At 67.6% G+C, this 25774-nt stretch carries 35 protein-coding genes and 1 tRNA gene; 27 read left to right on the plus strand and 9 right to left on the minus strand.

Annotation, left to right across the window (positions count from 1 at the left end; genetic code table 11):
- The 12 genes from ACYQ0J_RS11720 to lysS all read left to right on the plus strand — a co-directional run.
- On the plus strand, positions 1-237 hold a 237-nt coding region (locus ACYQ0J_RS11720; protein ID WP_460172026.1), incomplete at its 5' end, for an EF-Tu C-terminal domain-related protein.
- 44 nt (positions 238-281) lie between these two features.
- On the plus strand, positions 282-446 hold the full coding sequence (rpmG, locus tag ACYQ0J_RS11725; protein WP_460172292.1) for a 50S ribosomal protein L33: 165 nt from the start codon (positions 282-284) through the stop codon (positions 444-446).
- The gene (gene secE, locus ACYQ0J_RS11730) at positions 446-628 is read left to right on the plus strand and encodes a preprotein translocase subunit SecE (protein WP_460172293.1); all 183 of its coding nucleotides are present in this window, start codon (positions 446-448) and stop codon (positions 626-628) included. Before rpmG ends, secE begins: the two co-directional genes overlap by 1 nt.
- Entirely contained in the window at positions 625-1179 is a 555-nt protein-coding gene (gene nusG / locus ACYQ0J_RS11735) for a transcription termination/antitermination protein NusG (protein WP_460172294.1), read from the plus strand. Before secE ends, nusG begins: the two co-directional genes overlap by 4 nt.
- 44 nt (positions 1180-1223) lie before the next feature.
- Complete coding sequence (gene rplK / locus ACYQ0J_RS11740) at positions 1224-1667, plus strand: 50S ribosomal protein L11 (RefSeq protein ID WP_460172295.1); 444 nt, start codon at positions 1224-1226, stop codon at positions 1665-1667.
- Positions 1660-2349, plus strand: a complete 690-nt coding sequence (gene rplA, locus ACYQ0J_RS11745) for a 50S ribosomal protein L1 (protein ID WP_460172296.1) — start codon at positions 1660-1662, stop codon at positions 2347-2349. Before rplK ends, rplA begins: the two co-directional genes overlap by 8 nt.
- Positions 2350-2550: 201 nt before the next feature.
- Positions 2551-3072 carry a 50S ribosomal protein L10 gene (gene rplJ, locus ACYQ0J_RS11750; protein ID WP_460172297.1) on the plus strand — a complete coding sequence of 174 codons (522 nt, stop codon included), beginning with the start codon at positions 2551-2553 and terminating at the stop codon, positions 3070-3072.
- A gap of 10 nt (positions 3073-3082) precedes the next feature.
- On the plus strand, positions 3083-3460 hold the full coding sequence (rplL, locus tag ACYQ0J_RS11755; protein WP_460172298.1) for a 50S ribosomal protein L7/L12: 378 nt from the start codon (positions 3083-3085) through the stop codon (positions 3458-3460).
- Positions 3461-3541: 81 nt separating this feature from the next.
- Positions 3542-4105, plus strand: a complete 564-nt coding sequence (locus ACYQ0J_RS11760) for a UbiX family flavin prenyltransferase (RefSeq protein ID WP_460172299.1) — start codon at positions 3542-3544, stop codon at positions 4103-4105.
- 37 nt (positions 4106-4142) lie between these two features.
- Positions 4143-5261, plus strand: coding sequence for an acyl-CoA dehydrogenase family protein (locus tag ACYQ0J_RS11765; RefSeq protein ID WP_460172300.1), 1119 nt, complete (start codon positions 4143-4145; stop codon positions 5259-5261).
- A gap of 66 nt (positions 5262-5327) precedes the next feature.
- Positions 5328-6119, plus strand: coding sequence for an isoprenyl transferase (locus tag ACYQ0J_RS11770; RefSeq protein WP_460172301.1), 792 nt, complete (start codon positions 5328-5330; stop codon positions 6117-6119).
- A gap of 143 nt (positions 6120-6262) precedes the next feature.
- Entirely contained in the window at positions 6263-7393 is a 1131-nt protein-coding gene (lysS, locus tag ACYQ0J_RS11775; RefSeq protein ID WP_460172302.1) for a homocitrate synthase, read from the plus strand.
- Positions 7394-7395: 2 nt separating this feature from the next.
- Here the strand turns inward: lysS and ACYQ0J_RS11780 are convergent, their stop codons facing one another.
- The gene (locus ACYQ0J_RS11780; protein WP_460172303.1) at positions 7396-7602 is read right to left on the minus strand and encodes a type II toxin-antitoxin system HicA family toxin; all 207 of its coding nucleotides are present in this window, start codon (positions 7600-7602) and stop codon (positions 7396-7398) included.
- Positions 7592-7819 carry a type II toxin-antitoxin system HicB family antitoxin gene (locus ACYQ0J_RS11785; RefSeq protein WP_460172304.1) on the minus strand — a complete coding sequence of 76 codons (228 nt, stop codon included), beginning with the start codon at positions 7817-7819 and terminating at the stop codon, positions 7592-7594. The genes ACYQ0J_RS11780 and ACYQ0J_RS11785 overlap by 11 nt, the downstream gene beginning before the upstream one ends.
- A 33-nt stretch (positions 7820-7852) precedes the next feature.
- Between ACYQ0J_RS11785 and ACYQ0J_RS11790 the strand changes: the two genes are divergently transcribed.
- From ACYQ0J_RS11790 to mutY, 13 genes are all read left to right on the plus strand, one after another.
- Positions 7853-9115, plus strand: coding sequence for a 3-isopropylmalate dehydratase large subunit (locus ACYQ0J_RS11790; protein ID WP_460172305.1), 1263 nt, complete (start codon positions 7853-7855; stop codon positions 9113-9115).
- Complete coding sequence (locus ACYQ0J_RS11795) at positions 9108-9599, plus strand: LeuD/DmdB family oxidoreductase small subunit (protein WP_460172306.1); 492 nt, start codon at positions 9108-9110, stop codon at positions 9597-9599. The genes ACYQ0J_RS11790 and ACYQ0J_RS11795 overlap by 8 nt, the downstream gene beginning before the upstream one ends.
- Positions 9600-9608: 9 nt before the next feature.
- Positions 9609-9923 carry a paraquat-inducible protein A gene (locus ACYQ0J_RS11800; protein WP_460172307.1) on the plus strand — a complete coding sequence of 105 codons (315 nt, stop codon included), beginning with the start codon at positions 9609-9611 and terminating at the stop codon, positions 9921-9923.
- Positions 9917-10081, plus strand: coding sequence for a lysine biosynthesis protein LysW (gene lysW / locus ACYQ0J_RS11805; RefSeq protein ID WP_460172308.1), 165 nt, complete (start codon positions 9917-9919; stop codon positions 10079-10081). Before ACYQ0J_RS11800 ends, lysW begins: the two co-directional genes overlap by 7 nt.
- Positions 10082-10247: 166 nt before the next feature.
- A complete protein-coding gene (gene lysX, locus ACYQ0J_RS11810; RefSeq protein WP_460172309.1) occupies positions 10248-11090 on the plus strand; it encodes a lysine biosynthesis protein LysX in 843 nt (280 codons plus the stop codon).
- A 195-nt stretch (positions 11091-11285) separates the two neighbouring features.
- The gene (argC, locus tag ACYQ0J_RS11815; protein ID WP_460172310.1) at positions 11286-12323 is read left to right on the plus strand and encodes an N-acetyl-gamma-glutamyl-phosphate reductase; all 1038 of its coding nucleotides are present in this window, start codon (positions 11286-11288) and stop codon (positions 12321-12323) included.
- 46 nt (positions 12324-12369) lie between these two features.
- Positions 12370-13179, plus strand: a complete 810-nt coding sequence (locus ACYQ0J_RS11820) for a [LysW]-aminoadipate kinase (RefSeq protein WP_460172311.1) — start codon at positions 12370-12372, stop codon at positions 13177-13179.
- Between the two features lie 4 nt (positions 13180-13183).
- Entirely contained in the window at positions 13184-14761 is a 1578-nt protein-coding gene (locus ACYQ0J_RS11825; RefSeq protein ID WP_460172312.1) for a 1,4-alpha-glucan branching protein, read from the plus strand.
- A 4-nt stretch (positions 14762-14765) separates the two neighbouring features.
- Positions 14766-15641, plus strand: a complete 876-nt coding sequence (locus ACYQ0J_RS11830) for a nitrilase-related carbon-nitrogen hydrolase (protein WP_460172313.1) — start codon at positions 14766-14768, stop codon at positions 15639-15641.
- The gene (locus ACYQ0J_RS11835) at positions 15628-16473 is read left to right on the plus strand and encodes an NAD+ synthase (RefSeq protein WP_460172314.1); all 846 of its coding nucleotides are present in this window, start codon (positions 15628-15630) and stop codon (positions 16471-16473) included. The genes ACYQ0J_RS11830 and ACYQ0J_RS11835 overlap by 14 nt, the downstream gene beginning before the upstream one ends.
- A 9-nt stretch (positions 16474-16482) precedes the next feature.
- Positions 16483-17133, plus strand: coding sequence for a nuclease-related domain-containing protein (locus ACYQ0J_RS11840; protein WP_460172315.1), 651 nt, complete (start codon positions 16483-16485; stop codon positions 17131-17133).
- Positions 17133-17555 carry a CoA-binding protein gene (locus tag ACYQ0J_RS11845; protein WP_460172316.1) on the plus strand — a complete coding sequence of 141 codons (423 nt, stop codon included), beginning with the start codon at positions 17133-17135 and terminating at the stop codon, positions 17553-17555. Before ACYQ0J_RS11840 ends, ACYQ0J_RS11845 begins: the two co-directional genes overlap by 1 nt.
- 2 nt (positions 17556-17557) lie before the next feature.
- Positions 17558-18535: an A/G-specific adenine glycosylase MutY gene (gene mutY / locus ACYQ0J_RS11850; protein WP_460172317.1), complete on the plus strand. Its 978-nt coding sequence runs from the start codon at positions 17558-17560 to the stop codon at positions 18533-18535.
- Here the strand turns inward: mutY and ACYQ0J_RS11855 are convergent.
- Both ACYQ0J_RS11855 and ACYQ0J_RS11860 read right to left on the minus strand, forming a co-directional pair.
- Positions 18452-19150: an FAD-dependent oxidoreductase gene (locus tag ACYQ0J_RS11855; RefSeq protein WP_460172318.1), complete on the minus strand. Its 699-nt coding sequence runs from the start codon at positions 19148-19150 to the stop codon at positions 18452-18454. The genes mutY and ACYQ0J_RS11855 overlap by 84 nt on opposite strands.
- Before the next feature lie 51 nt (positions 19151-19201).
- Positions 19202-19277 (minus strand) — tRNA-Trp (locus ACYQ0J_RS11860).
- A gap of 65 nt (positions 19278-19342) precedes the next feature.
- Here ACYQ0J_RS11860 and ACYQ0J_RS11865 point away from each other — a divergent pair.
- The gene (locus tag ACYQ0J_RS11865) at positions 19343-20155 is read left to right on the plus strand and encodes a C40 family peptidase (RefSeq protein WP_460172319.1); all 813 of its coding nucleotides are present in this window, start codon (positions 19343-19345) and stop codon (positions 20153-20155) included.
- Here the strand turns inward: ACYQ0J_RS11865 and ACYQ0J_RS11870 are convergent.
- The 3 genes from ACYQ0J_RS11870 to ACYQ0J_RS11880 form a co-directional block, all read right to left on the minus strand.
- Positions 20109-21029, minus strand: coding sequence for a nitroreductase family protein (locus tag ACYQ0J_RS11870; protein WP_460172320.1), 921 nt, complete (start codon positions 21027-21029; stop codon positions 20109-20111). The two genes, ACYQ0J_RS11865 and ACYQ0J_RS11870, sit on opposite strands and share 47 nt — an antisense overlap.
- Before the next feature lie 13 nt (positions 21030-21042).
- Complete coding sequence (locus tag ACYQ0J_RS11875) at positions 21043-21546, minus strand: DUF2939 domain-containing protein (protein ID WP_460172321.1); 504 nt, start codon at positions 21544-21546, stop codon at positions 21043-21045.
- Between the two features lie 75 nt (positions 21547-21621).
- Positions 21622-22686 (minus strand): prepilin peptidase, encoded by a 1065-nt coding sequence (locus ACYQ0J_RS11880; RefSeq protein WP_460172322.1) that lies wholly within the window; start codon positions 22684-22686, stop codon positions 21622-21624.
- Between the two features lie 179 nt (positions 22687-22865).
- Here ACYQ0J_RS11880 and ACYQ0J_RS11885 point away from each other — a divergent pair, with 179 nt between their 5' ends.
- Positions 22866-24401, plus strand: coding sequence for a carboxypeptidase M32 (locus ACYQ0J_RS11885; protein WP_460172323.1), 1536 nt, complete (start codon positions 22866-22868; stop codon positions 24399-24401).
- Here the strand turns inward: ACYQ0J_RS11885 and ACYQ0J_RS11890 are convergent.
- Complete coding sequence (locus ACYQ0J_RS11890; RefSeq protein WP_460172324.1) at positions 24398-24718, minus strand: nucleotide pyrophosphohydrolase; 321 nt, start codon at positions 24716-24718, stop codon at positions 24398-24400. The genes ACYQ0J_RS11885 and ACYQ0J_RS11890 overlap by 4 nt on opposite strands.
- A gap of 2 nt (positions 24719-24720) precedes the next feature.
- Positions 24721-25752, minus strand: coding sequence for a M42 family metallopeptidase (locus ACYQ0J_RS11895; protein WP_460172325.1), 1032 nt, complete (start codon positions 25750-25752; stop codon positions 24721-24723).
- Between the last annotated feature and the right edge of the window lie 22 nt (positions 25753-25774).

Below are 25774 nucleotides of genomic sequence, written 5' to 3' on the forward strand. Positions count from 1 at the left end.
GGGGGCCGGCACACGGGGTTTTTTTCTGGGTACCGGCCGCAGTTTTACTTTCGGACGACGGATGTGACGGGGGTGGTGGAGTTGCCCCAGGGGGTGGAGATGGTGATGCCTGGGGACAATGTGACGTTTACGGTGGAGCTGATCAAGCCGGTGGCGTTGGAGGAGGGCTTGCGGTTTGCCATTCGTGAGGGTGGGCGGACCGTGGGTGCCGGCGTGGTCACCAAGATCCTGGAGTAAGCCCTGGGGGAGGCACGCCTCCCCCACCCCTAACGAGGTGAGGCATGGCCAGCGAGGTCCGCATCAAGATCCTCTTGGAGTGCACCGAGTGCAAGCGGCGCAACTACGCCACCGAGAAGAACAAGCGCAACACCACCTCCAAGCTGGAGCTGAAGAAGTACTGCCCCTGGTGCGATAAGCACACGGTCCACAAGGAAGTGAAGATCTGATGTTGGCCCGGATCGTCCGCTACTTTCAGGAGGCCCGGGCGGAGCTAGCCCGGGTTACCTGGCCCACGCGGGAGCAGATCGTGGAGGGCACCCAGGCCATCCTGATCTTTACCCTGGCCTCCATGGTTGTCCTGGGCCTTTACGATCTGGTCTTCCGCTTCCTCATAGGGCTTTTGCGATGAGCATTGAATGGTACGCGGTCCACACCTACGTGGGGCAGGAGGAGAAGGCCAAGGCCAACCTGGAGAAGCGCATCCGGGCCTTCGGCATGGAGGATAAGATCTACCAGGTCCTCATCCCCACGGAGGAGGTGGTGGAACTCCGCGAGGGGGGCAAGAAGGAGGTCGTCAAGAAGAAGCTCTTCCCCGGTTACCTGTTCGTGCAGATGGACCTGGGGGACGAGGAGGAGCCCAACGAGGCCTGGGAGGTGGTGCGGGGTACCCCGGGCATCACGGGATTCGTGGGGGCGGGCAACCGTCCGGTGCCCCTCTCTCCGGACGAGGTGCGCCACATCCTGGAGGTGTCCGGCCTCTTGGGCAGGAAGGAAGCCCCCAAGGCCCAGGTGGCTTTCCGGGAGGGCGACCAGGTCCGGGTGATCTCCGGCCCCTTCGCCGACTTTACCGGCACCGTGACCGAGATCAACCCGGAAAAGGGCAAGGTCAAGGTCATGGTGACCATCTTCGGGCGCGAAACCCCTGTGGAGCTGGATTTCTCCCAGGTGGCTAAGGCCTAAAAGGCGTCTGTACCCCCAAGTTGGGGGGAGCCTAGGAGGGAAAAATGAAGAAAGTCGTTGCCGTAGTCAAGCTGCAGTTGCCCGCGGGCAAGGCCACGCCCGCGCCCCCGGTGGGCCCGGCTTTGGGCCAGCACGGGGCCAACATCATGGAGTTCGTGAAGGCCTTCAACGCGGCCACCGCCAACATGGGGGACGCCATCGTCCCCGTGGAGATCACCATCTACGCGGACCGCTCCTTCACCTTCGTCACCAAGACGCCCCCCGCCAGCTACCTCATCCGCAAGGCGGCGGGCCTGGAGAAGGGGGCCCACAAGGCGGGGCGGGAGAAGGTGGGAAGGATCACCTGGCAGCAGGTGCTGGAGATCGCCAAGCAGAAACTCCCCGACATGAACACCACCGACCTCGAGGCCGCCGCCCGCATGATCGCGGGCTCGGCCCGCTCCATGGGGGTGGAGGTGGTGGGCGCGCCGGAGGTGAAGGATGCCTAAGCACGGCAAGCGCTACCGGGCCCTCCTGGAGAAGGTGGACCCGGCCAAGGTCTACACCATCGACGAGGCGGCCAGGCTCGTGAAGGAGCTCGCCACGGCCAAGTTTGACGAGACCGTGGAGGTCCACGCCAAGCTGGGCATCGATCCCCGTAAGTCCGACCAAAACGTCCGCGGCACCGTTTCCCTTCCCCACGGCCTGGGCAAGCAGGTGCGGGTCTTGGCCATCGCCAAGGGAGAGAAGATCAAGGAGGCCGAGGAGGCGGGGGCCGATTACGTGGGCGGGGAGGAGATCATCCAGAAGATCCTGGATGGCTGGATGGACTTTGATGCGGTGGTGGCCACCCCGGACGTGATGGGGGCGGTGGGCTCCAAGCTAGGCCGCATCCTGGGCCCCCGTGGCCTCCTCCCCAATCCCAAGGCCGGCACCGTGGGCTTCAACATCGGGGAGATCATCCGGGAGATTAAGGCGGGCCGCATCGAGTTCCGCAACGACAAGACCGGGGCCATCCACGCCCCCGTGGGCAAGGTGAGCTTCCCCCCGGAGAAGATCGCCGAGAACATCCGGGCCTTTATCCGGGCCTTGGAGGCCAGCAAGCCCGAGGCGGCCAAGGGCACTTTTCTGCGCTCGGTCTACGTGACCAGCACCATGGGGCCGAGCATCCGCATCAACCCCCACTCCTAGGCGTTGCCGGGGGCCTCGCTTGACGAAGGGGCCCCCTTCCCTTACACTCCAGGATGGCACCCCGGGCGCTTTTGCGCCCAGGCCAAAGACAGCGGGGGGCTTCAGGCCTTAAACATCCCGCCGAGGCGCTTGAGGGGGAGCGTTTCGCAAAAAGCCCTGAAAAGTCGGCCGGGGTTCCCCTGCCCCGAAAGGGAGGAAGGCGTGCCAAACAAGCGCAACGTTGAGCTTCTTGCCGCCCTCAAGGAGAACCTTGAGCGGGCCCGTGGCTCCTTCTTCCTGGTGAACTACCAGGGGCTCTCCGCCAAGGAGACCCACGCCCTGCGCCAAGCCCTAAAGGAGAAGGGGGCCAGGCTCTTCGTGGCCAAGAACACCCTGATCCGCATCGCCCTAAAGGAGCTTGGCCTGCCTGAGCTGGATGGGCTCCAAGGGCCCAGCGCCGTGGTCTTCTACCAGGACCCCGTGGCCGCGGCCAAGGCCCTTTCGGAGTTCGCCAAGAAGAGCCCTAAGGGCATCCCCGAGGCCAAGGGCGGGCTCCTGCAGGGCCAGGTGCTCTCGGCCAAGGACGTGGTGGCCCTGGCGGAGCTGCCCACCATGGACGAGCTCCGGGCGGAGCTCGTGGGCGTGCTGCAGGCCCCCATGGCGGAGCTTGTGGGGGTCTTGGGCGGCGTGGCCCGCGAGCTGGTAGGCATCTTGGAAGCGTACGCGGAGAAGAAGGCAGCTTAGGAGGTAGAAGATGGCTTTGGACATCGAGCGCATCAAGGAAGAGCTCTCTCAGGCTACGGTTCTGGAACTCAAGCAGCTCATTGACGTTCTCAAGGAGACCTGGGGTGTGACCGCGGCGGCCCCCGTGGCCGTGGCTGCGGCCCCTGCGGCGGCCGCCGCGGCGGCCCCCGTGGAGGAGAAGACCGAGTTCGACGTGGTCCTCAAGGATGCAGGGGCCAAGAAGCTGGAGGTCATCAAGGAGCTCCGCGCCATCACCGGCCTGGGCCTCAAGGAGGCCAAGGACCTGGCGGAAAAGGGCGGCCCCATCAAGGAGGGCATCCCCAAGGCCGAGGCCGAGGAGATCAAGAAGAAGCTGGAGGCCGTGGGCGCGGTGGTGGAGCTGAAGTAAGCCCCCGCCCGCGGGGTGCCCCCCAGGCCCAAAGGGCCTGGGGTTTTCTATCGCCCTTGTGGGGTACTTAGAATGGGGGCCATGGCGCTTCCCCGGGTGGTGGTGGGCTTGACGGGGGCGAGCGGGATGCCCTACGCCTTGGATCTTTTGCAGGCCCTGCAGGGCTTGGCCGAGGTGCACCTGGTGGTGAGCCAGGGGGCCAAGCGGGTCTTGTGGGAGGAGATGGGCTTGGCGCCCAAGGACCTCCACCCCTGGGCAAGCCGCCTTTACAAGGACGCCGATCTGGGAGCCCCCATCGCCTCGGGCTCCTTTCCCACCCGGGGGATGGTGGTGGTCCCCTGTTCCGCCACCACCCTGGCCAAGATCGCCTGGGGCCTCGCGGACACCCTTCTCACCCGGGCGGCCTACGTGCACCTGAAGGAGAAGCGCCCCCTCATCCTGGTGCCCCGGGAAACCCCCCTGCCCCTTCCCACCCTGAGGGCCATGGTCCAGGCGGCGGAGGCGGGGGCCATCGTCCTCCCCGCGAGCCCCGGCTTCTACCACCGCCCCAAGGAGATCCGGGACCTCCTGGGTTTCGTGACCCAGCGCATCCTAGACCACCTGGGGCTCCCGGGGGCGCGGGCGCCCAGGTGGGGGGAAGGGTGACGTTTTTTTTCGGCCCTGCAATGATACGATAGGGCCGATGACCCTCACCCAGGAGCAAAAGCTGGTGCTGGACACGGTGCGCAAGCTGGCCAAGGAGGTCCTCTACCCCCTGGCCCCGGAGTACGACCGGGAGGGCAAGTACCCCTGGCCGCAGCTGAAGGCCTTGGCCGACCTAGGCTTCCTCGGCATGACCACGCCCGAGGCGTGGGGGGGGGTGGGCCTGGACTCCGTGACCTGGGCCTTGGCCCTGGAGGAGATCGCCGCCGCCGACCCCAGCGTGGCCGTCATCGTCTCCGTGACCAGCGGCCTTCCCCAGTACATGCTCCTCCGCTTCGGCACCGAGGCGCAGAAGCGGCGCTACCTCGTGCCCCTGGCCCAGGGGGAGTGGATCGGGGCCTTCTGCCTCACCGAGCCCCAGGCGGGCTCCGACGCCAAAAGCCTCCGCGCCGAGGCGCGGCGGGTCAAGGGCGGGTTCGTGCTGAACGGGGTCAAAAGCTGGATCACCTCTGCTGGCCACGCCCACCTCTACGTGGTCATGGCCCGCACGGAGAAGGGGATCAGCGCCTTCTTGGTGGAGAAGGACACCCCGGGGCTTTCCTTCGGCCGCCCCGAGGAGAAGATGGGCCTCCACGCGGCCCACACCGCCGAGGTGCGCCTGGAGGAGGTTTTCGTCCCGGAGGAGAACCTTTTGGGCGAGGAGGGGCGGGGGCTCGCCTACGCCCTGGCCGGGCTTGACTCTGGGCGCGTCGGCGTGGCGGCCCAGGCGGTGGGCATTGCCCGCGGGGCCTTTGAGATCGCCAAGGCCTACGCCGAGGAGCGGGAGCAGTTCGGGAAGAAGCTCCGCGAGCACCAGGCCATCGCCTTCAAGATCGCCGACATGCACGTGAAGATCGCCGCTGCCCGCGCCTTGGTCCTCGAGGCCGCGAGGAAGAAGGACCTGGGGGAGAGGTTCACCCTCGAGGCCAGCGCCGCCAAGCTCTTCGCCAGCGCCGCCGCCGTGGAGGTGACCCGGGAGGCGGTCCAGGTCCTGGGGGGGTACGGCTACCACCGGGACTACCGGGTGGAGCGGTACTACCGGGACGCCAAGGTGACGGAGATCTACGAGGGCACCTCGGAGATCCAGCGCCACGTCATCGCCCGGGAGCTTTACCGTTAGGCGTGGGGGGAAGGGGGCCTGGAACCCCTTCCCTTTCTCATCCCTCCGGCTTAGGGTGGATTAGGTATGGTGCGCCGCCTCCTCTCCCTGTCCCGCCCCCTTTACTGGCTTTATGAAAGGCGCCTTCTGCGGGAGGTGAAGGGAGGCCCCATGCCCAAGCACCTGGGCCTCATCCTGGACGGGAACCGCCGCTACGCCAAAGCCATCGGCCTTTCCCCCACCAAGGGGCACGAGTTCGGGGTGCAGAAGGCCTACGAGGTCCTGGAGTGGTGCCTGGAGATGGGCATCAAGACCGTGACCGTCTGGGTCTTCTCCACGGACAACTTCAAGCGCCCCCCGGAGGAGGTGGAGACCCTCATGAACCTCTTCCTGCGGGAGGCCGAGCGGATGGCGGAGGACCACCGGATCCTGGAAAACCAGGTGCGGGTCCGCTTCATCGGCAGGCGGGAGGGGTTTTCCCCGGAGGTGGTCCGGGCCATAGAGCGCCTGGAGCGGAGGACGGAGGGGCACCGGGGCATGTTCCTCAACATCGCCTTAGGCTACGGGGGGCGGGAGGAGATCGTGGACGCCGTGAAGCGGCTTCTTCTGGAGGCGGAGGCCCGGGGCCTCTCCCCCAAGGAGGTGGCCGAGGGCCTCACCCCGGAGGACATCGCCCGCCACCTCTACACCGCCGGGCTTCCCGACCCCGACTTCATCATCCGCACCTCGGGGGAGATCCGGCTTTCCGGTTTCCTCCTCTGGCAGTCCGCCTACTCCGAGTTCTACTTCGCCGACGTCCTCTGGCCCGAGTTCCGCAAGATTGACTTCCTGCGCGCCCTAAGGAGCTACCAGGCCCGGGAGAGGCGGTTTGGGCGTTGACAACTCGCGGCGTTTCGTATACCCTTACGGGCAAGATGCTGGCCCGTGTGAAAAAACTCGGCCGCCGGGGGGTAGGATAGCCCTCCAAGGGCTTCTTATCCCCCGGCCCGGGTTCGGGCCGGTTTTCTTTTGGGGAGGGGTGCATGCGGGAGTGGAAGATTATTGACTCCACCTTACGGGAAGGGGAACAGTTTGAAAGGGCGAACTTCTCCACCCAGGACAAGGTGGAGATCGCCAAGGCCCTGGACGAGTTCGGCGTTGAGTACATCGAGGTCACCACCCCCATGGCCTCCCCCCAGTCCCGCAAGGACGCGGAGGTCCTGGCCGCCTTGGGCCTGAAGGCCAAGGTGGTCACCCACATCCAGACCCGAATGGATGCGGCCAAGGTAGCGGTGGAGACGGGGGTTCAGGGGATTGACCTTCTCTTTGGCACCAGCAGGTACCTCAGGGCCGCCCACGGGCGGGACATCCCCCGCATCATCGCCGAGGCCAGGGAGGTGATCCAGTACATCCGGGAAACCGCCCCCCAGGTGGAGGTCCGCTTCTCCGCCGAGGACACCTTCCGCTCCGATGAGCACGACCTCTTGGAGATCTACGGGGCCATCGCCCCCTACGTGGACCGGGTGGGCCTGGCGGACACCGTGGGCGTGGCCACGCCCCGGCAGGTCTACGCCCTGGTGCGGGAGGTGCGGCGGGTGGTGGGGCCCAGGGTGGACATTGAGTTCCACGGCCACAACGACACCGGGTGCGCCATCGCCAACGCGTATGAAGCCATTGAGGCCGGGGCCACCCACGTGGACACCACCATCCTGGGGATCGGGGAGAGGAACGGGATTACGCCTTTGGGGGGGTTCCTCGCCCGCATGTACACCCTCCAGCCCGAGTACGTGCGCAGGAAGTACAAGCTGGAGATGCTCCCCGAGCTGGACCGGATGGTGGCCCGGATGGTTGGGGTGGAGATCCCCTTCAACAACTACATCACCGGGGAGACGGCCTTCAGCCACAAGGCGGGGATGCACCTCAAGGCCATCTACATCAACCCCGAGGCCTACGAGCCCTACCCCCCGGAGGTCTTCGGGGTGAAGCGGAAGCTCATCATCGCCTCGAGGCTCACCGGGCGGCACGCCATCAAGGCGCGGGCGGAGGAGCTCGGCCTTCACTATGGGGAGGAGGAGCTGCAGCGGGTCACCCAGCACATCAAGGCCTTGGCCGACCGGGGCCAGCTCACCCTGGAGGAGCTGGACCGGATCCTCCGGGAGTGGATCACGGCATGAGGCTAGAGGTTGCGGAACTCCTCCTCGGTGAGACCGATGTCTTTGAGAATGCCTAGGAAAGTGCCTTTCTTGAGCTCCTTGCGGTGGAAAGGGACCACGGTACGCCGTCCGTCGGGGTGCAGAAAGACGCGGTGGCTGCCCTTTCCCCCGGCCTCTTCAAAGCCCAAGCGTTTCAGCTTGCGCACCGCTTCTTCGGGTCTAGGCGGCATTCACGTGGACTTCCACCCACTCCTCGTCAGGTTCGGGGATAGGGAGGTTTCTGGCCTGGAGGACTTCCAGCATGGCCTCCAGGGCTTCCCGTACGTTTTTAATGGCCTCCTCCCGGGTGTCCCCGTCCGAGCGCACCCCGGGCACCGCGGGGACCTCGGCGAGCCATACCCCGGGCTCCTCGGGATCGGGGTAGACCCGAATCCAGTACCGGCCCATGGCCCCATTATAAGAAGGCAGAGGAGGGTGAAGATGCCCCAGACCTTGGCGGAAAAGATCCTCTCCCACAAGGCGGGAAGGCCCGTCCGCGCGGGGGAGCTCGTGGTGGTGGAGGTGGACCAGGTGATGGTGGTGGACTCCATCGCCGGGAGCTTCTTCAAGCGCCTGGAGTACCTAAACGCCACCCCCCGCTACCCGGAAAGGGTCTCCATCGTCATTGACCACGTGGCCCCGGCGGCGAACCTCGAGGTGGCCAAGGCCCAGAAGGAGATAAGGGAGTGGGGCCACAAGCACGGCATCCGGGTGTTTGACGTGGGGAGGGGGGTGTGCCACCAGGTCCTCATAGAGGAGGGCCTGGCCCAGCCGGGCTTCCTCGTGGTGGGCTCGGACAGCCACTCCACCACCTACGGGGCGGTGGGGGCCTTTGGCACGGGGATGGGGGCTACGGACATCGCCCTGGCCGCCGCCAGCGGGCGTACCTGGCTTAGGGTGCCCGAGAGCGTGAAGGTGGTCTTCCGGGGGAGGCTCCCCAAGGGGGTCACCGCCAAGGACGCTGCCTTGGAGATGGTGCGGCGCCTCACCGCCGAGGGGGCCACCTACATGGCGGTGGAGATCCACCTCCTGGACGGGGCGGAGGCCCTAAGCCGGGGGGAGCGCATGACCCTCGCCAACCTCACGGTGGAGGCGGGGGCCAAGGCGGGGCTCGTGGTGCCCTCAGGGGAGATCCTGAAGATGTACCGGGTGCCCGAGTGGCTTTACCCCGACCCCGAGGCCCAGTACGCCCAGGAGGTGGAGATAGACCTCTCCGCCCTCACCCCCAGGGTTTCCGTGCCCTTCTACGTGGACAACGTCCACGAGGTGGCCCAGGTCAAGGGCAAGCGGGTGGACCAGGTCTTCATCGGCACCTGCACCAACGGCCGCCTCGAGGACCTAAAGGCGGCGGCGGAGGTCCTCAGGGGCAGGAGGGTGGCCCCTTGGGTCAGGCTCCTCGTGGTCCCGGCAAGCTCCCAGGTCCTGGAGGAGGCGGCCCGGGACGGCACCCTCCTCACCCTCCTGGAGGCCGGGGCCACCCTGGGCACCCCCGGGTGCGGCCCCTGCATGGGGCGGCACATGGGGGTCTTGGCCCCCGGGGAGGTGTGCGTCTCCACCTCCAACCGCAACTTCCGGGGGCGCATGGGGGCCCCGGACGCGGAGATCTACCTGGCGAGCCCCCGGGTGGCGGCGGCGAGCGCGGTGGCGGGGTACCTCACCACCCCGGAGGAGCTGGAGGTAGAGGAGGAGGTAGGCCATGCCTAGGGTGTGGAAGTTTGGCGACCATGTGAACACGGACGACATCCTTCCCGGCAAGTATGCCCCCTTCATGGTGGGGGAGGACCGGTTCCACACCTTCGCCTTCGCCCACCTGAGGCCCGAGTTCGCCAAGGAGGTGCGCCCCGGGGACATCCTGGTCTTCGGGCGGAACGCGGGGCTTGGCTCTAGCCGCGAGTACGCCCCCGAGGCCCTGCGGAAGCTCGGCATTCGGGCGGTGATCGCCAAAAGCTACGCCCGCATCTTCTTCCGCAACCTGGTGAACCTGGGGATCATCCCCTTTGAGTCGGAGGAGGTGGTGGATGCGCTAGAGGACGGCGACGAGGTGGAGCTGGACGTGGAGCGGGGGGTTTTGCTCCGGGGGGAGGAGCGCTTTACCCTCCGTCCCCCGCCCCCTTTCCTCTTGGAAGCGCTCAAGGAGGGGTCGCTTCTGGACTACTACAAGCGGCACGGGCGCTTCCCGGGGGAGTAGACTCTTGTCATGGAGGACCTGGAGATCACCTGCCCGGTGTGCGGCGAGGCCAGCGTGGTGCTGGCCGAGGACTTGGAGACCCTGGAGATAGGGGACGTGCTGGAGTGCGAGGCCTGCGGCGCTTTCCTGGAGGTGGTCTCCTTGGATCCCCTGGAGGTGGAGGTGACGGAGGAGGGCCTCGAGGGCTTCTTCGTGGACTGCCCCCGTTGCGGGTACACCTTTGAGGTTTCCGAGGAGGACCAGGGCCAGGAGGTGCAGTGCCCCGAGTGCGGTTTCCGCTTTGTCCCCGACTGGAGCGAGGTGGGGGAGGACGAGGAATGGTAGCCACTTGTCCCGAGTGCGGTGCGGAGCTGAACCTGGACAACCCGGAGCTGGGCGAGCTCGTGGTCTGCGAGGACTGCGGCGCGGAGCTGGAGGTGGTGGGGCTTGACCCCTTGAGGCTCGAGCCCGCCCCCGAGGAGGCGGAGGACTGGGGCGAGTGATCCCACCCCATGCCGGCCTGCGCCCCTGATACCCTTTTTCCCGGTTTCCTTTGCCCTGAAGGGTCCGAGATTGCGGCAGCGGGTCCTTTTACCGGGGCCCCCATGCTGGCGCAAGCCAGCATGGGGGTGGTATGACAGGGCCTGCGCCCTCTTTCCCGGAGGCTAGATGCTGGCCATCCTCTACGATCGCATCCGTCCCGACGAGCGGATGCTCTTTGAGCGGGCCGAGGCCCTGGGCATCCCCCACAAGAAGGTCTACGTCCCCGCCCTCCCCATGGTCTTGGGGGAAAGGCCCAAGGAGCTGGAGGGGGTTACGGTGGCCCTGGAGCGGTGCGTGAGCCAGTCCCGGGGCCTCGCCGTGGCCCGCTACCTCACCGCCCTCGGCATCCCCGTGGTGAACCGGCCCGAGGTCATAGAGACCTGCGGGGACAAGTGGGCCACCAGCGTGGCCCTCGCCCGGGCGGGCCTCCCCCAGCCCAAGACGGCCCTCCTCACCGATGCGGAGGAGGCCCTTAAGCTCATGGAGGCCTGGGGCTATCCGGTGGTCCTGAAGCCCGTGATCGGAAGCTGGGGGCGTCTTTTGGCCAAGATCACGGACCGGGAGGCCGCGGAGGCCATCCTGGAGCACAAGGAGGTCCTGGGGGGGTTCCAGCACCAGCTCCTCTACCTGCAGGAGTACGTGAAAAAGCCCGGCCGGGACATACGGGTCTTCGTGGTGGGGGAGAGGGCCATCGCCGCCATCTACCGGCGGAGCCAGCACTGGATCACCAACACCGCCCGGGGGGGGCAGGCGGAAAACTGCCCCCTCACGGAGGAGATCGCCGAGCTTTCCGTGAGGGCCGCGGGGGCGGTGGGGGGTGGGGTGGTGGCCATAGACCTCTTTGAGTCCGAGAGGGGGCTTCTCGTCAACGAGGTGAACCACACCATGGAGTTCAAGAACTCCGTGCACACCACGGGGGTGGACATCCCGGGGGAAATTCTGAAGTACGCGTGGAGCCTGGCGTTGTGACCCTTTGGGTCCAGGGGGCAGGGGAACGGGTTCCGTTCCTAGGCGGTCTTTGGGAGGCAGTGGAGGACAAGGTGATGGTGGCGCTGAACCCTGACCACTTGGCTTTTGATGTGGAGGCGCATGGTTCCGGCCTGGAGGCCCGGGAGGCGCTGGTGTTAGCCCGAGCGCCGTTGGCGGAACCGAGGAGGTGGCCCCATGGCTGATAGGAAGACCCTCTCCATCGTGGGAGCCTCGGGGTACGCCGGGGGGGAGTTCCTGAGGCTCGCCCTTTCTCACCCCTATTTGGAGGTGAAGCAGGTGACCTCGAGGCGCTTCGCGGGTGAACCCGTGCCCTTCGTCCACCCCAACCTTCGCGGGCGCACGAACCTCAAGTTCATCCCCCCGGAGAAGCTGGAGCCCGCGGACATCCTGGTCCTGGCCCTGCCCCACGGGGTTTTGGCCCGGGAGTTTGACCGCTACGCCGCCCTTGCCCCCGTCCTCCTGGACCTCTCCGCGGACTTCCGCCTGAGGGACCCGGAGCTTTACCGGAAGTACTACGGGGAGCACCCGAGGCCGGACCTCTTGGGCCGCTTCGTCTACGCCGTGCCTGAGCTTTACCGGGAGGCCTTGAGGGGGGCGGACTGGATCGCGGGGGCCGGGTGCAACGCCACCGCCACCCTCCTGGGCCTCTATCCCCTCCTCAAGGCCGGGGTCCTGAAGCCTTCCCCCATCTTCGTCACCCTCCTCATCTCCACCTCGGCCGCCGGGGCCGAGGCCACCCCGGCGAGCCACCACCCCGAAAGGGCGGGGTCATTTCGGGTCTACAAGCCCACGGGCCACCGCCACACCGCAGAGGTGGTGGAAAACCTCCCGGGCCGCCCCGAGGTCCACCTCACCGCCATCGCCACAGACCGGGTGCGGGGGATCCTCATGACCGCCCAGACCTTCCTCCAGGATGGCTGGAGCGAAAGGGATGTGTGGCAGGCCTACCGGGAGGCCTACGGGCAGGAGCCCTTCGTCCGCCTGGTCAAGCAGAAGAAGGGCATCCACCGCTACCCCGACCCCCGCTTCGTCCAGGGCACCAACTACGCGGACATCGGCTTTGAGCTGGAGGAGGACACCGGGCGGCTCGTGGTGATGACCGCCATTGACAACCTGGTGAAGGGCACCGCGGGCCACGCCCTCCAGGCCTTGAACCTCCGCATGGGCTGGCTCGAGACCCTGGGCCTGGACTTCCCGGGGTTGCACCCCTAAGGCCACCCCGTGCTGGCGGGGCCTAAGGCCATGTGGGAGGTGAGCCGTGATCGTGGTCAAGGTGGGAGGCGCCGAGGGGATCAACTACGAGGCCGTGGCCAAGGACGCGGCCTCCCTGTGGAAGGAGGGGGTGAGGCTCCTTTTGGTCCACGGGGGAAGCAGCGAGACCAACAAGGTGGCGGAGGCCCTGGGCCACCCGCCCCGCTTCCTCACCCACCCCGGGGGGCAGGTGAGCCGCCTCACGGACCGGAAGACCCTGGAGATCTTTGAGATGGTCTACTGCGGCCTGGTGAACAAGCGCCTGGTGGAGCTCCTGCAGCGGGAGGGGGCGAACGCCATCGGCCTTTCGGGGTTGGACGGGAGGCTTCTCGTGGGCCGGAGGAAGACGGCGGTCAAGTACGTGGAGGACGGCAAGGTCAAGATCCACCGGGGAGACTACACCGGCACGGTGGAGGAGGTGAACAAGGCCCTCCTGGACCTCCTCCTTGGGGCAGGCTACCTCCCTGTCCTCACCCCGCCCGCCCTAAGCTATGAGGGCGAGGCCATCAACACCGACGGGGACCAGATCGCCGCCCTCCTCGCCACCACCTACCGGGCGGAGGCCCTGGTCTACCTCTCCAACGTGCCCGGGCTCCTCGCCCGCTACCCGGACGAGGCCTCCTTGGTGCGGGAGATCCCGGTGGAGCGGGTGGGGGAGCCCGAGTACCTGGCCTTGGCCCAGGGGCGGATGAAGCGCAAGGTCATGGGGGCGGTGGAGGCGGTAAAGGGCGGGGTAAAGCGGGTGGTCTTCGCCGACGCCCGGGTGGAAAGCCCCATAAGGCGGGCTCTTTTCGGGGAGGGCACCGTGGTACGCTAGGCCTATGGCGCGCTTCGCCTTGGTCCTCCACGCCCACCTTCCCTACGTGCGGGCCCACGGGGCCTGGCCCTTTGGGGAGGAGACCCTTTACGAGGCCATGGCCGAAACCTACCTCCCCCTCCTGAGGGCCTTGGAGAGGCTCCACCAGGAGGGGGTGGAGGCCCGCTTCACCCTGGGGGTCACGCCCATCCTGGCGGAGCAGCTTTCCGATGCCCGCATCAAGGAGGGCTTTCGCGCCTACGCCCTAGACCGTTTGGAGAGGGCCCAGAGCGACTACCTGCGCTACCAGGGCACGGAGCTGGAGAAGAGCACCCGCCACCAGGTGGCCTTTTGGGAACTCACCCTGGATCATTTCCACCAGATTGGCCAGGACCTCCCGGCCGCCCTACGCAAGGTCCAGGAGCGGGGCCAGGTGGAGCTCATCACCTCTAACGCCACCCACGGCTACTCCCCCCTCCTCGGCTACGAGGAGGCCCTCTGGGCCCAGGTGAAGACCGGGGTGGCCACCTACCGCCGCCACTTCGCCAAGGACCCCACGGGCTTCTGGCTCCCCGAGATGGCCTACCGGCCCAAGGGCCCCTGGAAGCCCCCGGTGGAGGGAGCCCCGGAGGGCATGCGGGCGGGGGTGGACGAGGTCCTGATGCGGGCCGGGATCCGCTACACCTTCGTGGACGCCCACCTGGTGCAGGGGGGGAGGCCCCTCGCCCCTTACGGGGAAGCCTCCTTGGGCCCCGTGGAAAGCGGGGAGGCCACCTTCCGCGTGCACGAGTTGGAGAGCGGCCTCAGGGTGCTGGCCAGAAACCAGGAGACGGCCCTCCAGGTCTGGAGCGCGGATTACGGCTACCCGGGGGAGGGGCTTTACCGGGAGTTCCACCGCAAGGACCCCCTCTCGGGCCTCCACCACTGGCGGGTAACCCACCGGCAAGCGGACCTGTCCCAAAAGGCCCCCTACGACCCCGAGGCGGCCTTCGCCAAGGTGAAGGAGCACGCGGCCCACTTCGTGGACCTGGTGGCCCGCCTGGCCTGGGAGCACCCGGAAGGGGTCATCCTCTCCCCTTACGATGCCGAACTCTTCGGCCACTGGTGGTACGAGGGGGTGGCCTGGCTGGAGGAGGTGCTCAGGCTTCTTTCCCGGCAGAAGGGGGTGCGGGCGGTGACCGCCAGGGAGGCGGTGCAGGGGCCTGCGGTGCGCACCGCTCTTCCTGAGGGGTCCTGGGGCCGGGGTGGGGACCACCGGGTCTGGCTCAACGAGAAGACCCTGGACTACTGGCGCTTGGTGTACCGGGCCGAGGCGCTCATGCGGGAGGCGGCGCGCCAGGGGAGTCTGCCCCATAAGGTGTTGCAGCAGGCCATGCGGGAGCTCTTGCTTTTGGAGGCTTCCGACTGGCCGTTTTTGGTGGACACCGGGCAGGCGGAGGCCTACGCCACAGCGCGTTACCAGGGGCATGCGGAGGCCTTTTTCCGCCTGCTCCGGGGGGTGTCCCCCGAGGAGCTAAAGGCTTTGGAAGAGCAGGACAACCCCTTCTCCGAGGCCGACCCCAGGCTTTACCTGGAGGGGGTGGCGCCCAGGGGCGTAGGATAGGCCTGTGGTTCGGCACGCGGTGCTCCAGTTCCGCCCCGAGAAGGCCAGGCTCCAGGAGAACCTGGCCCGCCTGGGAGCGGCCCTCGCCGCCCTTCGCCCCCACGCCCCCGAGGTGGTGGTCCTGCCCGAGGCCGCCCTGACAGGCTACTTCCTGCAGGGGGGGGTGCGGGAGCTGGCCCTGACCCGCTTTGAGCTCCTGGAACTCCTCTCCCAAGTCCACAAGCGGGCGGGGTACGAGGGGCTTTTGGACATGGTGGTGGGCTTTTATGAGCGGGACGAGGGGGCCTACTACAACAGCGCCGCCTACCTGGAGCTTCCCCACCGCATCGTCCACGTGCACCGCAAGGTCTTCCTGCCCACCTACGGGGTCTTTGACGAGGAGCGCTACCTGGCCCGGGGTAGCCGGGTGGAGGCTTTTGGGACCCGTTTTGGCCGGGCGGCCCTCCTCATCTGCGAGGACTTCTGGCACTCCATCACCGCCACCCTCGCGGCCCTGGACGGGGCCGAGGTGATCTACGTGCCCGCGGCAAGCCCGGCCAGGGGTTTCCAAGGCGTGCGCCCCGAAAACGTGGAACGGTGGCGCACCCTGAGTCAGGCGGTGGCGGCGGAGCACGGGCTTTACGTGGTCCTGGCGAGCCTCGTGGGGTTTGAGGGGGGGAAGGGGATGAGCGGGGGAAGCCTGGTGGTGGGGCCGGACGGCCGCATCCTGGCCGAGGCCCCCCTCTTCGAGGAGGCGGCCCTTCTCTTCTCTTTGGACCGGGAGCGCATCCCCCCGGTGCGCTACGATAGCCCGCTTCTTTCCGACTTCGAGGCCGGCTTGCCCCTCCTCCTTCCCGACCTGAATCGGGTCTTAAACGGGAGGCGGAATGCGGATCGTTGAAGCCCCTAAGGCCCAGGAGACCCTGGAGCTCAACTGGCCCCTGGTGGCGGATTTCCTCACCCGCTTCATCCGGGAGGAACTCGCCTGGCGGGGGTACGAGAAGGCCCTCGTGGCGGTCTCCGGGGGGGTGGACTCCGCCACCACCCTGGCCCTGGCGGTGCGGGCCCTGGGACCGGAGAAGGTCCACGCCCTCTTCCTGCCCCACCGGGAGAGTAGCCCCCTCTCCCGGGAGCACGCCCATTTGGTGGCCCAGACCTTCGGCGTCGCCCTGGAGGAGGTGGACATCACCCCCATGGTGGAGGGCTACGCCGCCCTCACCCCTGACCTAACCCCCCACCGCAAGGGCAACGTCATGGCCCGGGCCCGAATGATCGTCCTCTTTGACAAGTCCCAGGCCTACGGGGCCCTTCCTTTGGGCACGGGCAACAAGACGGAAAGGCTTTTCGGCTACTTCACCTGGCACGGGGACGACACACCCCCCTTGAACCCCCTGGGCGACCTCTACAAGACCCAGGTCTGGCGGCTCGCCGAGTACCTGGGCGTGCCCGAGGTGGTGGTGAGAAAACCCCCCACCGCCGACCTCATCCCCGGGCAGACGGACGAGGCCGATCTGGGGGTGCGCTACCTCCGGGCCGACGTGATCCTGGAGCACTACCTGAAGGGCTATCCCGATGCCTACATCCTGGGCCTCGGCTTCAGCGAGGAGGAGCTCAGGCGGGTGAAGGAACGGGTGAACCGCACCCACTGGAAGCGGGCCCTGCCCACGGTGGCCCTCCTTTCCTCCACCGCCATCGGGGAGTTTTACCTGAGGCCCTTGGACTATAGGCCCTAAGGAGGACCAATGGCGCGCGAGCTGGGCAAGGCGGGCAAGACCCTTTCTCGGAAGCTTTGGCGGATAGTCGCCGTGATCCTGAGCTTCGGCTTTGTGGTTTGGCTTCTCGCCAAGCTCTTCGCACCTTGGCTCGGGGCCTTGGCCCTGCCTCTCGCCTTTTTGGCCGTGGCCCGGTTCCTCCAGGACAAGGAGGTGGAGCGGACGGTGGTGGCGACCACACAGGGCTACCTGGGGGAGGCCCAAGTGGGCCGGTTCCTTGCCGAGCTCCCTTCCACCTGGAGGGTTTTCCATGATGTGGACCTGGGTGGGGAGAACGCCGACCACGTGGTGGTGGGGCCCCCTGGGGTCTTCAACGTGGAGGTAAAGAACTACACCGGTACTATCCGGGCTACGCCCAAGGGGCTTTGGGTCCGGGGGGAGCGGCGCGATGACCTGGTCCGCCAGGCCTGGCGCCAGGCCCACAAGCTAAGGGAGCTTTTGGGGGTGGAGGTGGAGCCCCTTTTGGTCTTCGTGAGCGGGAAGCTGGAGGGACGGCAAGTGGGCCGGCTTCCCGTGCTAAGACCCGAGGAAGTGGCCCCCTACCTGAAGGGGCTGCCCCCTCGCCTGGACTTTACCCAGGCCAGGCGGGTGGCCGAGGTCCTCGAGAGGAGGGTGCGCTGATGGAGGATGAGGCTTTGCGGGCCTACCTGGAGGGAGCCCGGACCATCGCCGTCTTGGGCGCCCACAAGGACCCTTCCCGCCCCGCCCACTACGTGCCCCGTTACCTTCGGGAAGCGGGCTACCGCATCCTGCCCGTGAACCCCAGGTTCCAGGGGGAGGAGCTTTTCGGGGAGAAGGCGGTGGCGAGCCTTTTGGACCTGAAGGGGCCCGTGGACATCCTGGACGTCTTCCGCCCCCCTTCCGCCCTCATGGGCCACCTCGAGGAGATCCTCGCTCTAAGGCCCGGCCTGGTCTGGCTCCAGTCGGGGATCCGCCATCCCGCCTTTGAGGGGGCCCTGGAGGCGGCGGGGATTCCCGTGGTGGCGGACCGCTGCCTCATGGTGGAGCACAGGCGCCTCTTCGGAGGAGCCTTCCCCCTTTAGGCATGGAATCCTGGCAGGAAGCCCTCCTCGCCTGGTACCGGGAAAACGCCCGCCCCCTCCCCTGGCGGGGGGAGAGGGACCCCTACCGGGTCTTGGTCTCCGAGGTGCTCTTGCAACAGACCCGGGTGGAGCAGGCCATCCCTTACTACCGCCGCTTTCTGGAGCGCTTTCCCACCCTGAAGGCCCTGCGGGAGGCTTCCCTGGAGGAGGTGCTGAAGGTGTGGCAAGGGGCGGGGTATTACCGGCGGGCGGAACACCTCCACCGCCTGGCCCGAAGCGTAGGCGAGCTTCCCCAAAGCTTCGCCGCGCTAAAGCGTCTCCCCGGCCTTGGGCCCTACACCGCGGCGGCGGTGGCCTCCATCGCCTTCGGCGAACGGGTGGCGGCGGTGGACGGGAACGTCCGGAGGGTCCTCTCCCGCCTCTTCGCCCGGGAAAGCCCCAAGGAGAAGGAGCTTTTCGCCCTCGCCCAGGGCCTCCTCCCCGAGGGCGTGGACCCGGGGGTGTGGAACCAGGCCCTCATGGAGCTCGGGGCCACGGTCTGCCTGCCGAAAAGGCCCCGCTGCGGGACCTGCCCCCTGGGGGCCTTCTGCCGGGGGAAGGAGGCCCCCGGGCGCTACCCCGCGCCCAGGAAGCGCCGGGCGAAGGAGGAGCGCCTTACCGCCCTCGTCCTCCTCGGGCGGAAGGGGGTGCACCTGGAAAGGCTTGAGGGGCGCTTCCAGGGCCTCTACGGCGTCCCCCTCTTTCCCCCTGAGGAGCTTCCCGGGCGGGAGGCGGCCTTCGGGGTGCGCTCCTTCCCCCTGGGCGAGGTGCGCCACGCCCTCACCCACCGGAGGCTTCTCGTGGAGGTGCGGGGAGCCCTCTGGCCGGGGGAGGGGGAGGACCCTTGGAAGAGGCCCCTACCCAAGCTCATGGAGAAGGTGCTCCGCAAGGCGCTTCCCCTCCTCGCTCATGCGGGCGTAGTCCCCCTCCCGGACGCATAGGCCCACGGCGTAAAGCCCCTCCAGGCGCTTGAGCCGGAAGGTCTCTTCCTCCCACTCCTCGGGGTGGAAGGCGCGGTAGCGCACCCGGTAGCCCGGGGTGGTGGGGGTTTCGGGAACCTCTCCTTCCCGCTCCACGAAGCGAAAGCCCAGGGCGTTCAGGTCCTCAAAGAGGTCAGGGTAGCTGGCCTCGGAAAGCCTTCCCGCCTCCTCCGCCACCTCGCCCAGAAAAAGCCTCGCCCCCAGGAAGCTCCCCACGGCGAGCACCACCTTATCTGCCCGGGCGGGGGGGCCTTCCCAGGTCTTCACTCCCACCACCCTTTCCCCCTCCAGGAGGAGTCCCGTGGCCGTGGCCTGGAAGAGGTGGAGGGGTTTAAGCCCTTCCAGGAGGTACTTGGCCCGGGCGTGGAAGGCCCAGACCCGCTCGTCCTTGGGGTCGTAGGCCCTTTCCAGAAGGCTTCCCGGGGGAAAGGGGGGCTTGGGGGGCAGGAAGGGCATCATCACCGCGTCCAGGCTCTGGGTGAGGAGGCCCACCCGCACCCCCCTCTGGGCCAGGTGCCAGGCCGCCTCGGCGCCGGAGAACCCGGCGCCCACGATGAGGACTTGGTACCCTCCCATAACAAAAAGCCCCCCGGCCAGCCCCGAAGGGGCTACCTTGAAGGGGCGATCTGGCGGGCCGTGAAGGACTCGAACCTCCAACCCCCGGTTTTGGAGACCGGTGCTCTGCCAGTTGAGCTAACGGCCCCCGCCTTGAGGGATTGTAGCACACCCCCGGACAGAGGCCAAGGGGCGGTGGCATAGAATGGGGCCATGCCCCGACAAGGTCTGACCTTGGCCCTCCTCCTTTCCCTGGCCTTGGCCCAGACCCACACCGTGGAGAAGGGAGACACCCTCTTTTCCATCGCCCGCCGCTACGGCACCACGGTGGAGGAGCTCGTGCGCCTGAACGGGCTAGAGGGTTTCCTCATCCAGCCGGGGCAGGTGCTTAAGCTTCCCGAAAGACCGGCGGGCACCCACGTGGTGGCCCCGGGGGACACCCTCTTTTCCCTGGCCCGGCGCTACGGCACCACGGTGGAGGAGCTCATGCGCCTAAACGGCCTCGTCTCCCCGGAGATCAAGGTGGGGCAGGTGCTCGCCCTGCCCGGAGCCGCCTCCCCCCCGCCGGGCCAAGGGCCGGGTCCCGGGACGCCTTCCGAAGCGGAGGACTACGACCCGGAAAGCCCGCTCCTCAGGGCCGTTCTCCGCTACCTGGGGGTGCCCTACAAGTACGGGGCGAACTCCCCGCTTTCCCTGGACTGCTCCGCCTTCGTGGCCCAGGTCTACGCCGAGCTCGAGGTGGCCTTGCCCCGCACCAGCAAGGAGCAGTACCAGGCCCTCTTGCCCGTGGATGCCCTGCGGCCCGGGGACCTGGTCTTCTTCAGCTTTGGGGGCAAGGAGGTGGACCACGTGGGCATCTACCTGGGCCGGGGGGTCTTCGCCCACGCCTCCAGCTACGGAAGCCGGGTGGTCATAGAGAGCCTCGAGGCCCCCTTCTACCGGAAGGCCTACCGGGGGGCAAGGCGCGTGCTCCAGGAGGTCAGGGCCAGTCCGGCACCTCCCCCCGGGCCTTCCTCAGGGCGGTGAGGAGGGCCTCCCCCGGCCTCCCTTCCCCCCGGAAGGCCCGGGCCTCCTCCTCCAGCCAGGCCTCCCCCTTGCGGAAGAGCACCCCCCGGGCCTCGGCCAAGGCCTCTTCCAGGAGGGCCCCCAGAGAGTAGAAGGGGGTTCCCCTCGGTAGGTCGGGGTCAAACCCCTGCCGGGAAAGGACCTTCCCGTAAGGCTTTTCCCTGGCTTCCATGGTGCCCCCCTCGGCGAAGTAGCGCCTCAGGACCCGGTTCCAGTCCCCCACCCGGCTGTAGGGGGCCATGGCCCGGTAGGCCTCCTCCAGGTCCTCCTCCGTGTAGGGGCGGTACCGGTCCTCGTGGACCACGAGCCTCCGGGGAAGCCTGGGCCTGGGGGGGCCTTCCTCGTCGGGGACGCCCACGGCAAGGCCCACCACCGGCAAGACCCCAGGGGGAAGCCCGAGGAGGTCCACCAGGGCCTCAACCCCGTTCAGCACCCCGCCGATGAAGCAGGCCCCATACCCCAAGGCCTCGGCGGTGAGGGCGAGGTACGAGGCGGCGATCCCCGCGTCCAGGATGGCGAAGTGGAGGGCGGTCCTGGGCCAGAAGGCCATCCCCTGCCCCCGGTGGGCGAGGAGCCTTTCCAGGCGGTGGACGTCCGCCAGGAAGACGAAGAACTCCGCCGCCTGCCTGATGTGCTCCTGGTCCCCGGAAAGCCTTGCGATCTCGTCCCTAAGCCCCTTGTCCCTTATTCGGATCGCGGAGTAGAGCTGGGCGCTGGCGTCCGTGGGGGCCCGTTGCAGGGCGAAGAGGAGCTTCTCCAGGTCCTCCTCCGGGATGGGCAGGGGCTTGAAGCGCCGCACGCTTCGCCTTTTGGCGAGGATGTTTAGAAGTTCCACGGGGGCCAGGATACTACTTCAGAGGAAGCTCCACCCGCGTCACCCTCCACCTGAAAAGCCCCTGCCGTTCTAGGTAGAGGCGGCTTTTGGGGTCCTCGGGGTTGTAAACGTAAGCGGTATGGAAGTCCCGGTAGGCGAGCCTCCATTCCTTCACCGCCTCCTTAGGCGCCTCCCCGGGCCCGGCCCCCGTGCCTAAAGCGGCGAGCCCCTCGGGGGAAACCAGGGCCTCCACCAGGGGGTCTACCATCCCGGCCACGAAGAGGTAGCCGAGGCTGGCAAAGGGGTTCCGCTCTGCCTCCCGGCTCATTTCTTGGAGGAGCTGGGCCTGAATCTGCGACTTGAGCCCCTCCCGGATCCTGGGGAAGTCCACAAGCCGCTCAAGCCGAGCCCGGTCTCCCTCCAGGACGGCCCCCTGGAGGGAACGGAGGAAGAGGTAAGGAGAGGCCCAAAGGTAAAGGACAAGGGCGAAGAGTCCAAGTCCCATCGCCGCCAGGAAAAGCTTTAGAGAGCGCCCCATGCATTCCTCCTTCGAAGGCGGAGTGGACCCCGCTTCCTCTGGGGTGAGGATAGCACAAAGCTTTTCCCGCCGTGTTCAAATTCCCAAGAGGCGGAGATAAGCTTCCCAGACCGCCTCCCCAAAGAAGAAGGCCACCACCCCCCCAAAGGCCAGGTAGGGCCCGAAGGGGATCTTCCGCTTGCGGAAGAGGAGGCCAAGGGCCGCCCCGGCGAAGACCCCGAGGAAGAGGGCCAGGAGGGCGTAAGGCCCAAGCCAGGCCCCGAGGGCCCCGAGGAGCTTCACGTCCCCGTAGCCCATGGCCACGGGCTCCTCCTCTGCCTCGGGAAGGGGACGGAAGGCCCAGTAGAGCCCCCCGGCGAGGGCGAGCCCCCCGGCGGCGAGGAGGCTTCCCCTGAGGCTTTCCAGGAAGTCCAGACCCAGGTGGGGGGCGAGGAGGAAGGCCAGGGGAAGAAGGGGGAGGGTGAGCCGGTCGGGGAGGACCACGGCCCGGCCCGTGCGCCCCGAAAGGGCCCAGGCGAGGAAGGCCAGGGCCATGCCCACCCCCGGGCCCAAAAGCGCCCCGAAGAGGGCCGCCATGTGCACCTGGTGGGGCCCCACGGGCACCTCGGCCCGCCCCTCCTTAAACCGCCTCAGGAGGAGGTTCCCGTACCCCGCCACGAGCCCCAAGACCCCCGCCGCCACCAGGGCCCCGTCCAGGCTCTCCCGGAAGGAAAGGGGGAAGGCGAAGAACCAGGCGGCAAGAAGCCCCAGGAAGAGGAGACCGTAGGTGAGGGCGTCGGGGAGCTCAAAGGTGTCCAGGTCAATGAAGGCGAGGGCCACCAGGAAGGCGAGGAAGAGGAAGACGAGGAGGGCTTCAGGGGAGGGGGGATAGAAGAGAGCCCCGAGGAGGAAAAGCCCCCCCGTGAGGGCCTCCACCAGGGGGTAGCGGGGGCTGATGGGGGCTTGGCAGTAGCGGCACCGCCCCCTTAGGGCCAGGTAGGAGAGGAGGGGGACCAGGTCCAAAGGCCCAAGCCGGTGGCCGCAGGCGGGGCAGCGGGAAGGGGGATAGACCAAGGACTCCCCCTTGGGCAGGCGGTGGATGACCACGTTCAAGAAAGAACCCACCACGAGGCCGAGGACCAGGGCGAAAAGGGGCCACATGAGGGCATTTTAATTACCCCGCCGAGGCGAAAGCCTCGGCGGGGGCCCCAAAAGGGCTTTTCCTTAAGCCTGGCCAGGGCCTCTTATGTGGCGAAACCAAGGCGCGGACGCTTAGGGGAGGCTAAGGGGAAGAGGGCTTTTTTCACAGAGCTTTCCCAGGGCGGAGGTATGATGCCCCCGTGACGCCTGAAGCCGCTTACGAGAACCTCCTGGAGTTCCAAAGGGAAACGGCTTACCTGGCCTCCTTGGGGGCCTTGGCCGCCTGGGACCAGCGGACCATGATCCCCAAGAAGGGGCACGAGCACCGGGCCCGGCAGATGGCGGCCCTGGCCCGTCTCCTGCACCAGCGCATGACCGACCCCCGGATCGGGGAGTGGCTGGAGAAGGTGGAGGGCTCTTCCCTGGTGCAAGACCCCCTCTCCGATGCCGCGGTGAACGTGCGGGAGTGGCGACTGGCCTACGAAAGGGCCCGGGCCATCCCCGAGCGGCTCATGGTGGAGCTGGCCCAGGCCCAAAGCGAGGGGGAAAGCTTCTGGGAGGAGGCCCGCCCCAAGGACGACTGGCAGGGGTTTTTGCCCTACTTAAAGCGCATCTTCTCCCTCACCAAGGAGAAGGCGGAGATCCTCTACGCCCTGCCCGTGGCCCCGGGGGACCCACCCTACGGGGAGCTTTATGACGCCCTCCTGGACGGGTTTGAGCCGGGGATGCGGGCGAGGGAGCTGGAGCCCCTCTTCGCCGAGTTGCGCTCCGGCCTCCAGGCCCTCCTAGACCGCATCTTGGGGAGCGGAAGGCGGCCCGACACCGCCCTCTTGCGCCGCCCCTACCCCAAGGAGGCCCAGCGGGCCTTCGCCCTCGAGCTCCTTTCCGCCTGTGGCTACGACCTGGAGGCGGGCCGCCTGGACCCCACCGCCCACCCCTTTGAGATCTCCATCGGCCCCGGGGATGTGCGCATCACCACCCGTTACTTTGAGGATTTCTTCAACGCGGGCATCTTCGGCACCCTCCACGAGATGGGCCATGCCCTCTACGAGCAAGGCCTGCCCAAGGAGCACTGGGGCACCCCTAGGGGCGAGGCGGTCTCCTTGGGGATCCACGAGTCGCAAAGCCGCACCTGGGAGAACCTGGTGGGCCGTTCCTTAGGCTTTTGGGAGCGCTTCTTCCCAAGGGCCCAGGAGGTCTTCCCGAGCCTACGGGACGTGGCCCTCCAGGACTTCCACTTCGCCGTGAACGCCGTGGAGCCCTCCCTCATCCGAGTGGAGGCGGACGAGGTCACCTATAACCTGCACATCCTGGTGCGCCTGGAGCTGGAGCTCCTCCTCTTCCGGAAGGAGCTCGCCCTGGAGGACCTGCCGGGGGCGTGGCAGGAGAAGTACCGGGCCTATCTGGGCGTGGCCCCCAAGGACTACAAGGACGGGGTCATGCAGGATGTGCACTGGTCCGGGGGGCTATTCGGCTACTTCCCCACCTACACCCTGGGCAACCTCTACGCCGCCCAGTTCTTCGGGAAGGCCGAGGAGGAGCTGGGGGCCCTGGAGCCCATGTTCGCCCGGGGCGAGTTCCGGCCCTTCTTGGCGTGGGCGCGGAGGAAGATCCACGCCGAGGGGAGCCGTTTCCGGCCCAAGGTCCTGGTGGAGCGCGTAACCGGGAAGGCCCCGAGCGCCAAGCCCTTCCTGGACTACTTGGAGCGGAAGTTTACCGCCCTCTACGGGTTTTAGCCCCTTCGGGTCCAGCGCTCGCTGTCCCGGGCTTGGTACTTCTCCATGGCCTTGCGGAAGGCGGCCTCCAGGTCTATCCCTTCCCGGTTGGCCAGGGAGATGAGGACGAAGAGGAGGTCGGCGAGCTCCATGGCCAGGTCCCCCTCCTCCTCCCCCGGCTTGGGCTTCTTGCCGTGGCGGTGGGCCAGGACCCGGGCCACCTCCCCGAGCTCCTCCGCCAGGCGGGCGAGCATGAGGAGGGGAGGGAAGTAGCCCTCCTGGAATGAGGAGATCCAGGCGTCCACCTGCTTCTGGGCCTCCTTGAAGGTGAGGTCCACGGCTACACCTCCTTGGCAAAGGCGGCGAGGAGGCGTACGGCCCGCTCCACGTCCCTTAGGTCCACCATCTCCACGGGGGAGTGCATGTAGCGCAAGGGGATGGAGACGATCCCCGTGGGGATCCCTTCCCGCACCTTGGCCACCTCGTCCGCGTCGGTGCCCGACCAGCGGCCGTGGGCGTGGAGGACATAGGGGAGGCCCTCCTTGTCCGCTGCCTTCCTCAGGGCCTGGAAGACCCCCTTGTCCACGAAGGGGCCGATGTCCAGGACCGCCCCACGCCCCAGCTCCGCCTCCCCTACCTGGGCCTTCTCCATCCCGGGGGTGGCGCTGTCGTGGGTCACGTCCACCACCACCGCCAGGTCCGGATTCTCCCGGAAGGCGGCGGTCCTGGCCCCGTAGGCCCCGATCTCCTCCTGCACGGTGCCCACCGCCACCACCTCGGCGGGGGTGTTGCCCTTGAGGAGACGCAGGGCCTCGAGGACCACGAAGGCCCCTAGGCGGTTGTCCAGGGCCTTGGAAACCAGCCTTTCCCCCAGGAGCCACTGGGGGGCCTGGTCCAGGACCCCTACTGCCCCCACCTCCAGGTGCTCCAGGACCTCCTCCCGGCTCCTCGCCCCGATGTCGGCGAAGAGCTCAGAGAGCTCCACCGCCTTACTGCGCTCCTCCTCCTTCAGCACGTGGATGGCCTTCCGCCCCACCACTCCCAGCACGTGCCCCCGCTTTCCCAAAAAGCGCAGGCGCTGGCCCACCAGGACCTGGGGGTCCCAGCCTCCCAGGGGCTTCAGGCGCAGGAAGCCCTTCTCCTCCACGTGGCTCACGATGACCCCGATCTCGTCCAAGTGCCCCAAGAGGAGGATCTTGGGCTTGCCCCCGGGGTGGATGCGGGCGTAGACGTTGCCGTGCCGGTCCCGCTCCGTTTCGGCGAAGGTGCCCGCCTCCTCCAGGAAGGCCTGGGCTGCCTCCTCCTCAAACCCCGAGGGCCCCACGGCGAGGAGGAGCCTTTCCAGGAAGTCCAGGTTGGGCGCGTAGTCCATGCCCCAAGCTTACAATGCCCCC

The sequence above is a fragment of the Thermus sp. FJN-A genome (assembly GCF_054655095.1).

Excerpts from the sequence above, each read along its gene's own strand:
- rpmG (WP_460172292.1), top strand. The coding sequence starts at position 282 with ATGGCCAGCGAGGTCCGCATCAAGATCCTCTTGGAGTGCACCGAGTGC.
- secE (WP_460172293.1), top strand. The coding sequence starts at position 446 with ATGTTGGCCCGGATCGTCCGCTACTTTCAGGAGGCCCGGGCGGAGCTA.
- nusG (WP_460172294.1), top strand. The coding sequence starts at position 625 with ATGAGCATTGAATGGTACGCGGTCCACACCTACGTGGGGCAGGAGGAG.
- rplK (WP_460172295.1), top strand. The coding sequence starts at position 1,224 with ATGAAGAAAGTCGTTGCCGTAGTCAAGCTGCAGTTGCCCGCGGGCAAG.
- rplA (WP_460172296.1), top strand. The coding sequence starts at position 1,660 with ATGCCTAAGCACGGCAAGCGCTACCGGGCCCTCCTGGAGAAGGTGGAC.
- rplL (WP_460172298.1), top strand. The coding sequence starts at position 3,083 with ATGGCTTTGGACATCGAGCGCATCAAGGAAGAGCTCTCTCAGGCTACG.
- ACYQ0J_RS11760 (WP_460172299.1), top strand. The coding sequence starts at position 3,542 with ATGGCGCTTCCCCGGGTGGTGGTGGGCTTGACGGGGGCGAGCGGGATG.
- ACYQ0J_RS11765 (WP_460172300.1), top strand. The coding sequence starts at position 4,143 with ATGACCCTCACCCAGGAGCAAAAGCTGGTGCTGGACACGGTGCGCAAG.
- ACYQ0J_RS11770 (WP_460172301.1), top strand. The coding sequence starts at position 5,328 with ATGGTGCGCCGCCTCCTCTCCCTGTCCCGCCCCCTTTACTGGCTTTAT.
- lysS (WP_460172302.1), top strand. The coding sequence starts at position 6,263 with ATGCGGGAGTGGAAGATTATTGACTCCACCTTACGGGAAGGGGAACAG.
- ACYQ0J_RS11780 (WP_460172303.1), bottom strand. The coding sequence starts at position 7,602 with ATGCCGCCTAGACCCGAAGAAGCGGTGCGCAAGCTGAAACGCTTGGGC.
- ACYQ0J_RS11785 (WP_460172304.1), bottom strand. The coding sequence starts at position 7,819 with ATGGGCCGGTACTGGATTCGGGTCTACCCCGATCCCGAGGAGCCCGGG.
- ACYQ0J_RS11790 (WP_460172305.1), top strand. The coding sequence starts at position 7,853 with ATGCCCCAGACCTTGGCGGAAAAGATCCTCTCCCACAAGGCGGGAAGG.
- ACYQ0J_RS11795 (WP_460172306.1), top strand. The coding sequence starts at position 9,108 with ATGCCTAGGGTGTGGAAGTTTGGCGACCATGTGAACACGGACGACATC.
- ACYQ0J_RS11800 (WP_460172307.1), top strand. The coding sequence starts at position 9,609 with ATGGAGGACCTGGAGATCACCTGCCCGGTGTGCGGCGAGGCCAGCGTG.
- lysW (WP_460172308.1), top strand. The coding sequence starts at position 9,917 with ATGGTAGCCACTTGTCCCGAGTGCGGTGCGGAGCTGAACCTGGACAAC.
- lysX (WP_460172309.1), top strand. The coding sequence starts at position 10,248 with ATGCTGGCCATCCTCTACGATCGCATCCGTCCCGACGAGCGGATGCTC.
- argC (WP_460172310.1), top strand. The coding sequence starts at position 11,286 with ATGGCTGATAGGAAGACCCTCTCCATCGTGGGAGCCTCGGGGTACGCC.
- ACYQ0J_RS11825 (WP_460172312.1), top strand. The coding sequence starts at position 13,184 with ATGGCGCGCTTCGCCTTGGTCCTCCACGCCCACCTTCCCTACGTGCGG.
- ACYQ0J_RS11835 (WP_460172314.1), top strand. The coding sequence starts at position 15,628 with ATGCGGATCGTTGAAGCCCCTAAGGCCCAGGAGACCCTGGAGCTCAAC.
- ACYQ0J_RS11840 (WP_460172315.1), top strand. The coding sequence starts at position 16,483 with ATGGCGCGCGAGCTGGGCAAGGCGGGCAAGACCCTTTCTCGGAAGCTT.
- ACYQ0J_RS11845 (WP_460172316.1), top strand. The coding sequence starts at position 17,133 with ATGGAGGATGAGGCTTTGCGGGCCTACCTGGAGGGAGCCCGGACCATC.
- mutY (WP_460172317.1), top strand. The coding sequence starts at position 17,558 with ATGGAATCCTGGCAGGAAGCCCTCCTCGCCTGGTACCGGGAAAACGCC.
- ACYQ0J_RS11855 (WP_460172318.1), bottom strand. The coding sequence starts at position 19,150 with ATGGGAGGGTACCAAGTCCTCATCGTGGGCGCCGGGTTCTCCGGCGCC.
- ACYQ0J_RS11865 (WP_460172319.1), top strand. The coding sequence starts at position 19,343 with ATGCCCCGACAAGGTCTGACCTTGGCCCTCCTCCTTTCCCTGGCCTTG.
- ACYQ0J_RS11875 (WP_460172321.1), bottom strand. The coding sequence starts at position 21,546 with ATGGGGCGCTCTCTAAAGCTTTTCCTGGCGGCGATGGGACTTGGACTC.
- ACYQ0J_RS11880 (WP_460172322.1), bottom strand. The coding sequence starts at position 22,686 with ATGTGGCCCCTTTTCGCCCTGGTCCTCGGCCTCGTGGTGGGTTCTTTC.
- ACYQ0J_RS11895 (WP_460172325.1), bottom strand. The coding sequence starts at position 25,752 with ATGGACTACGCGCCCAACCTGGACTTCCTGGAAAGGCTCCTCCTCGCC.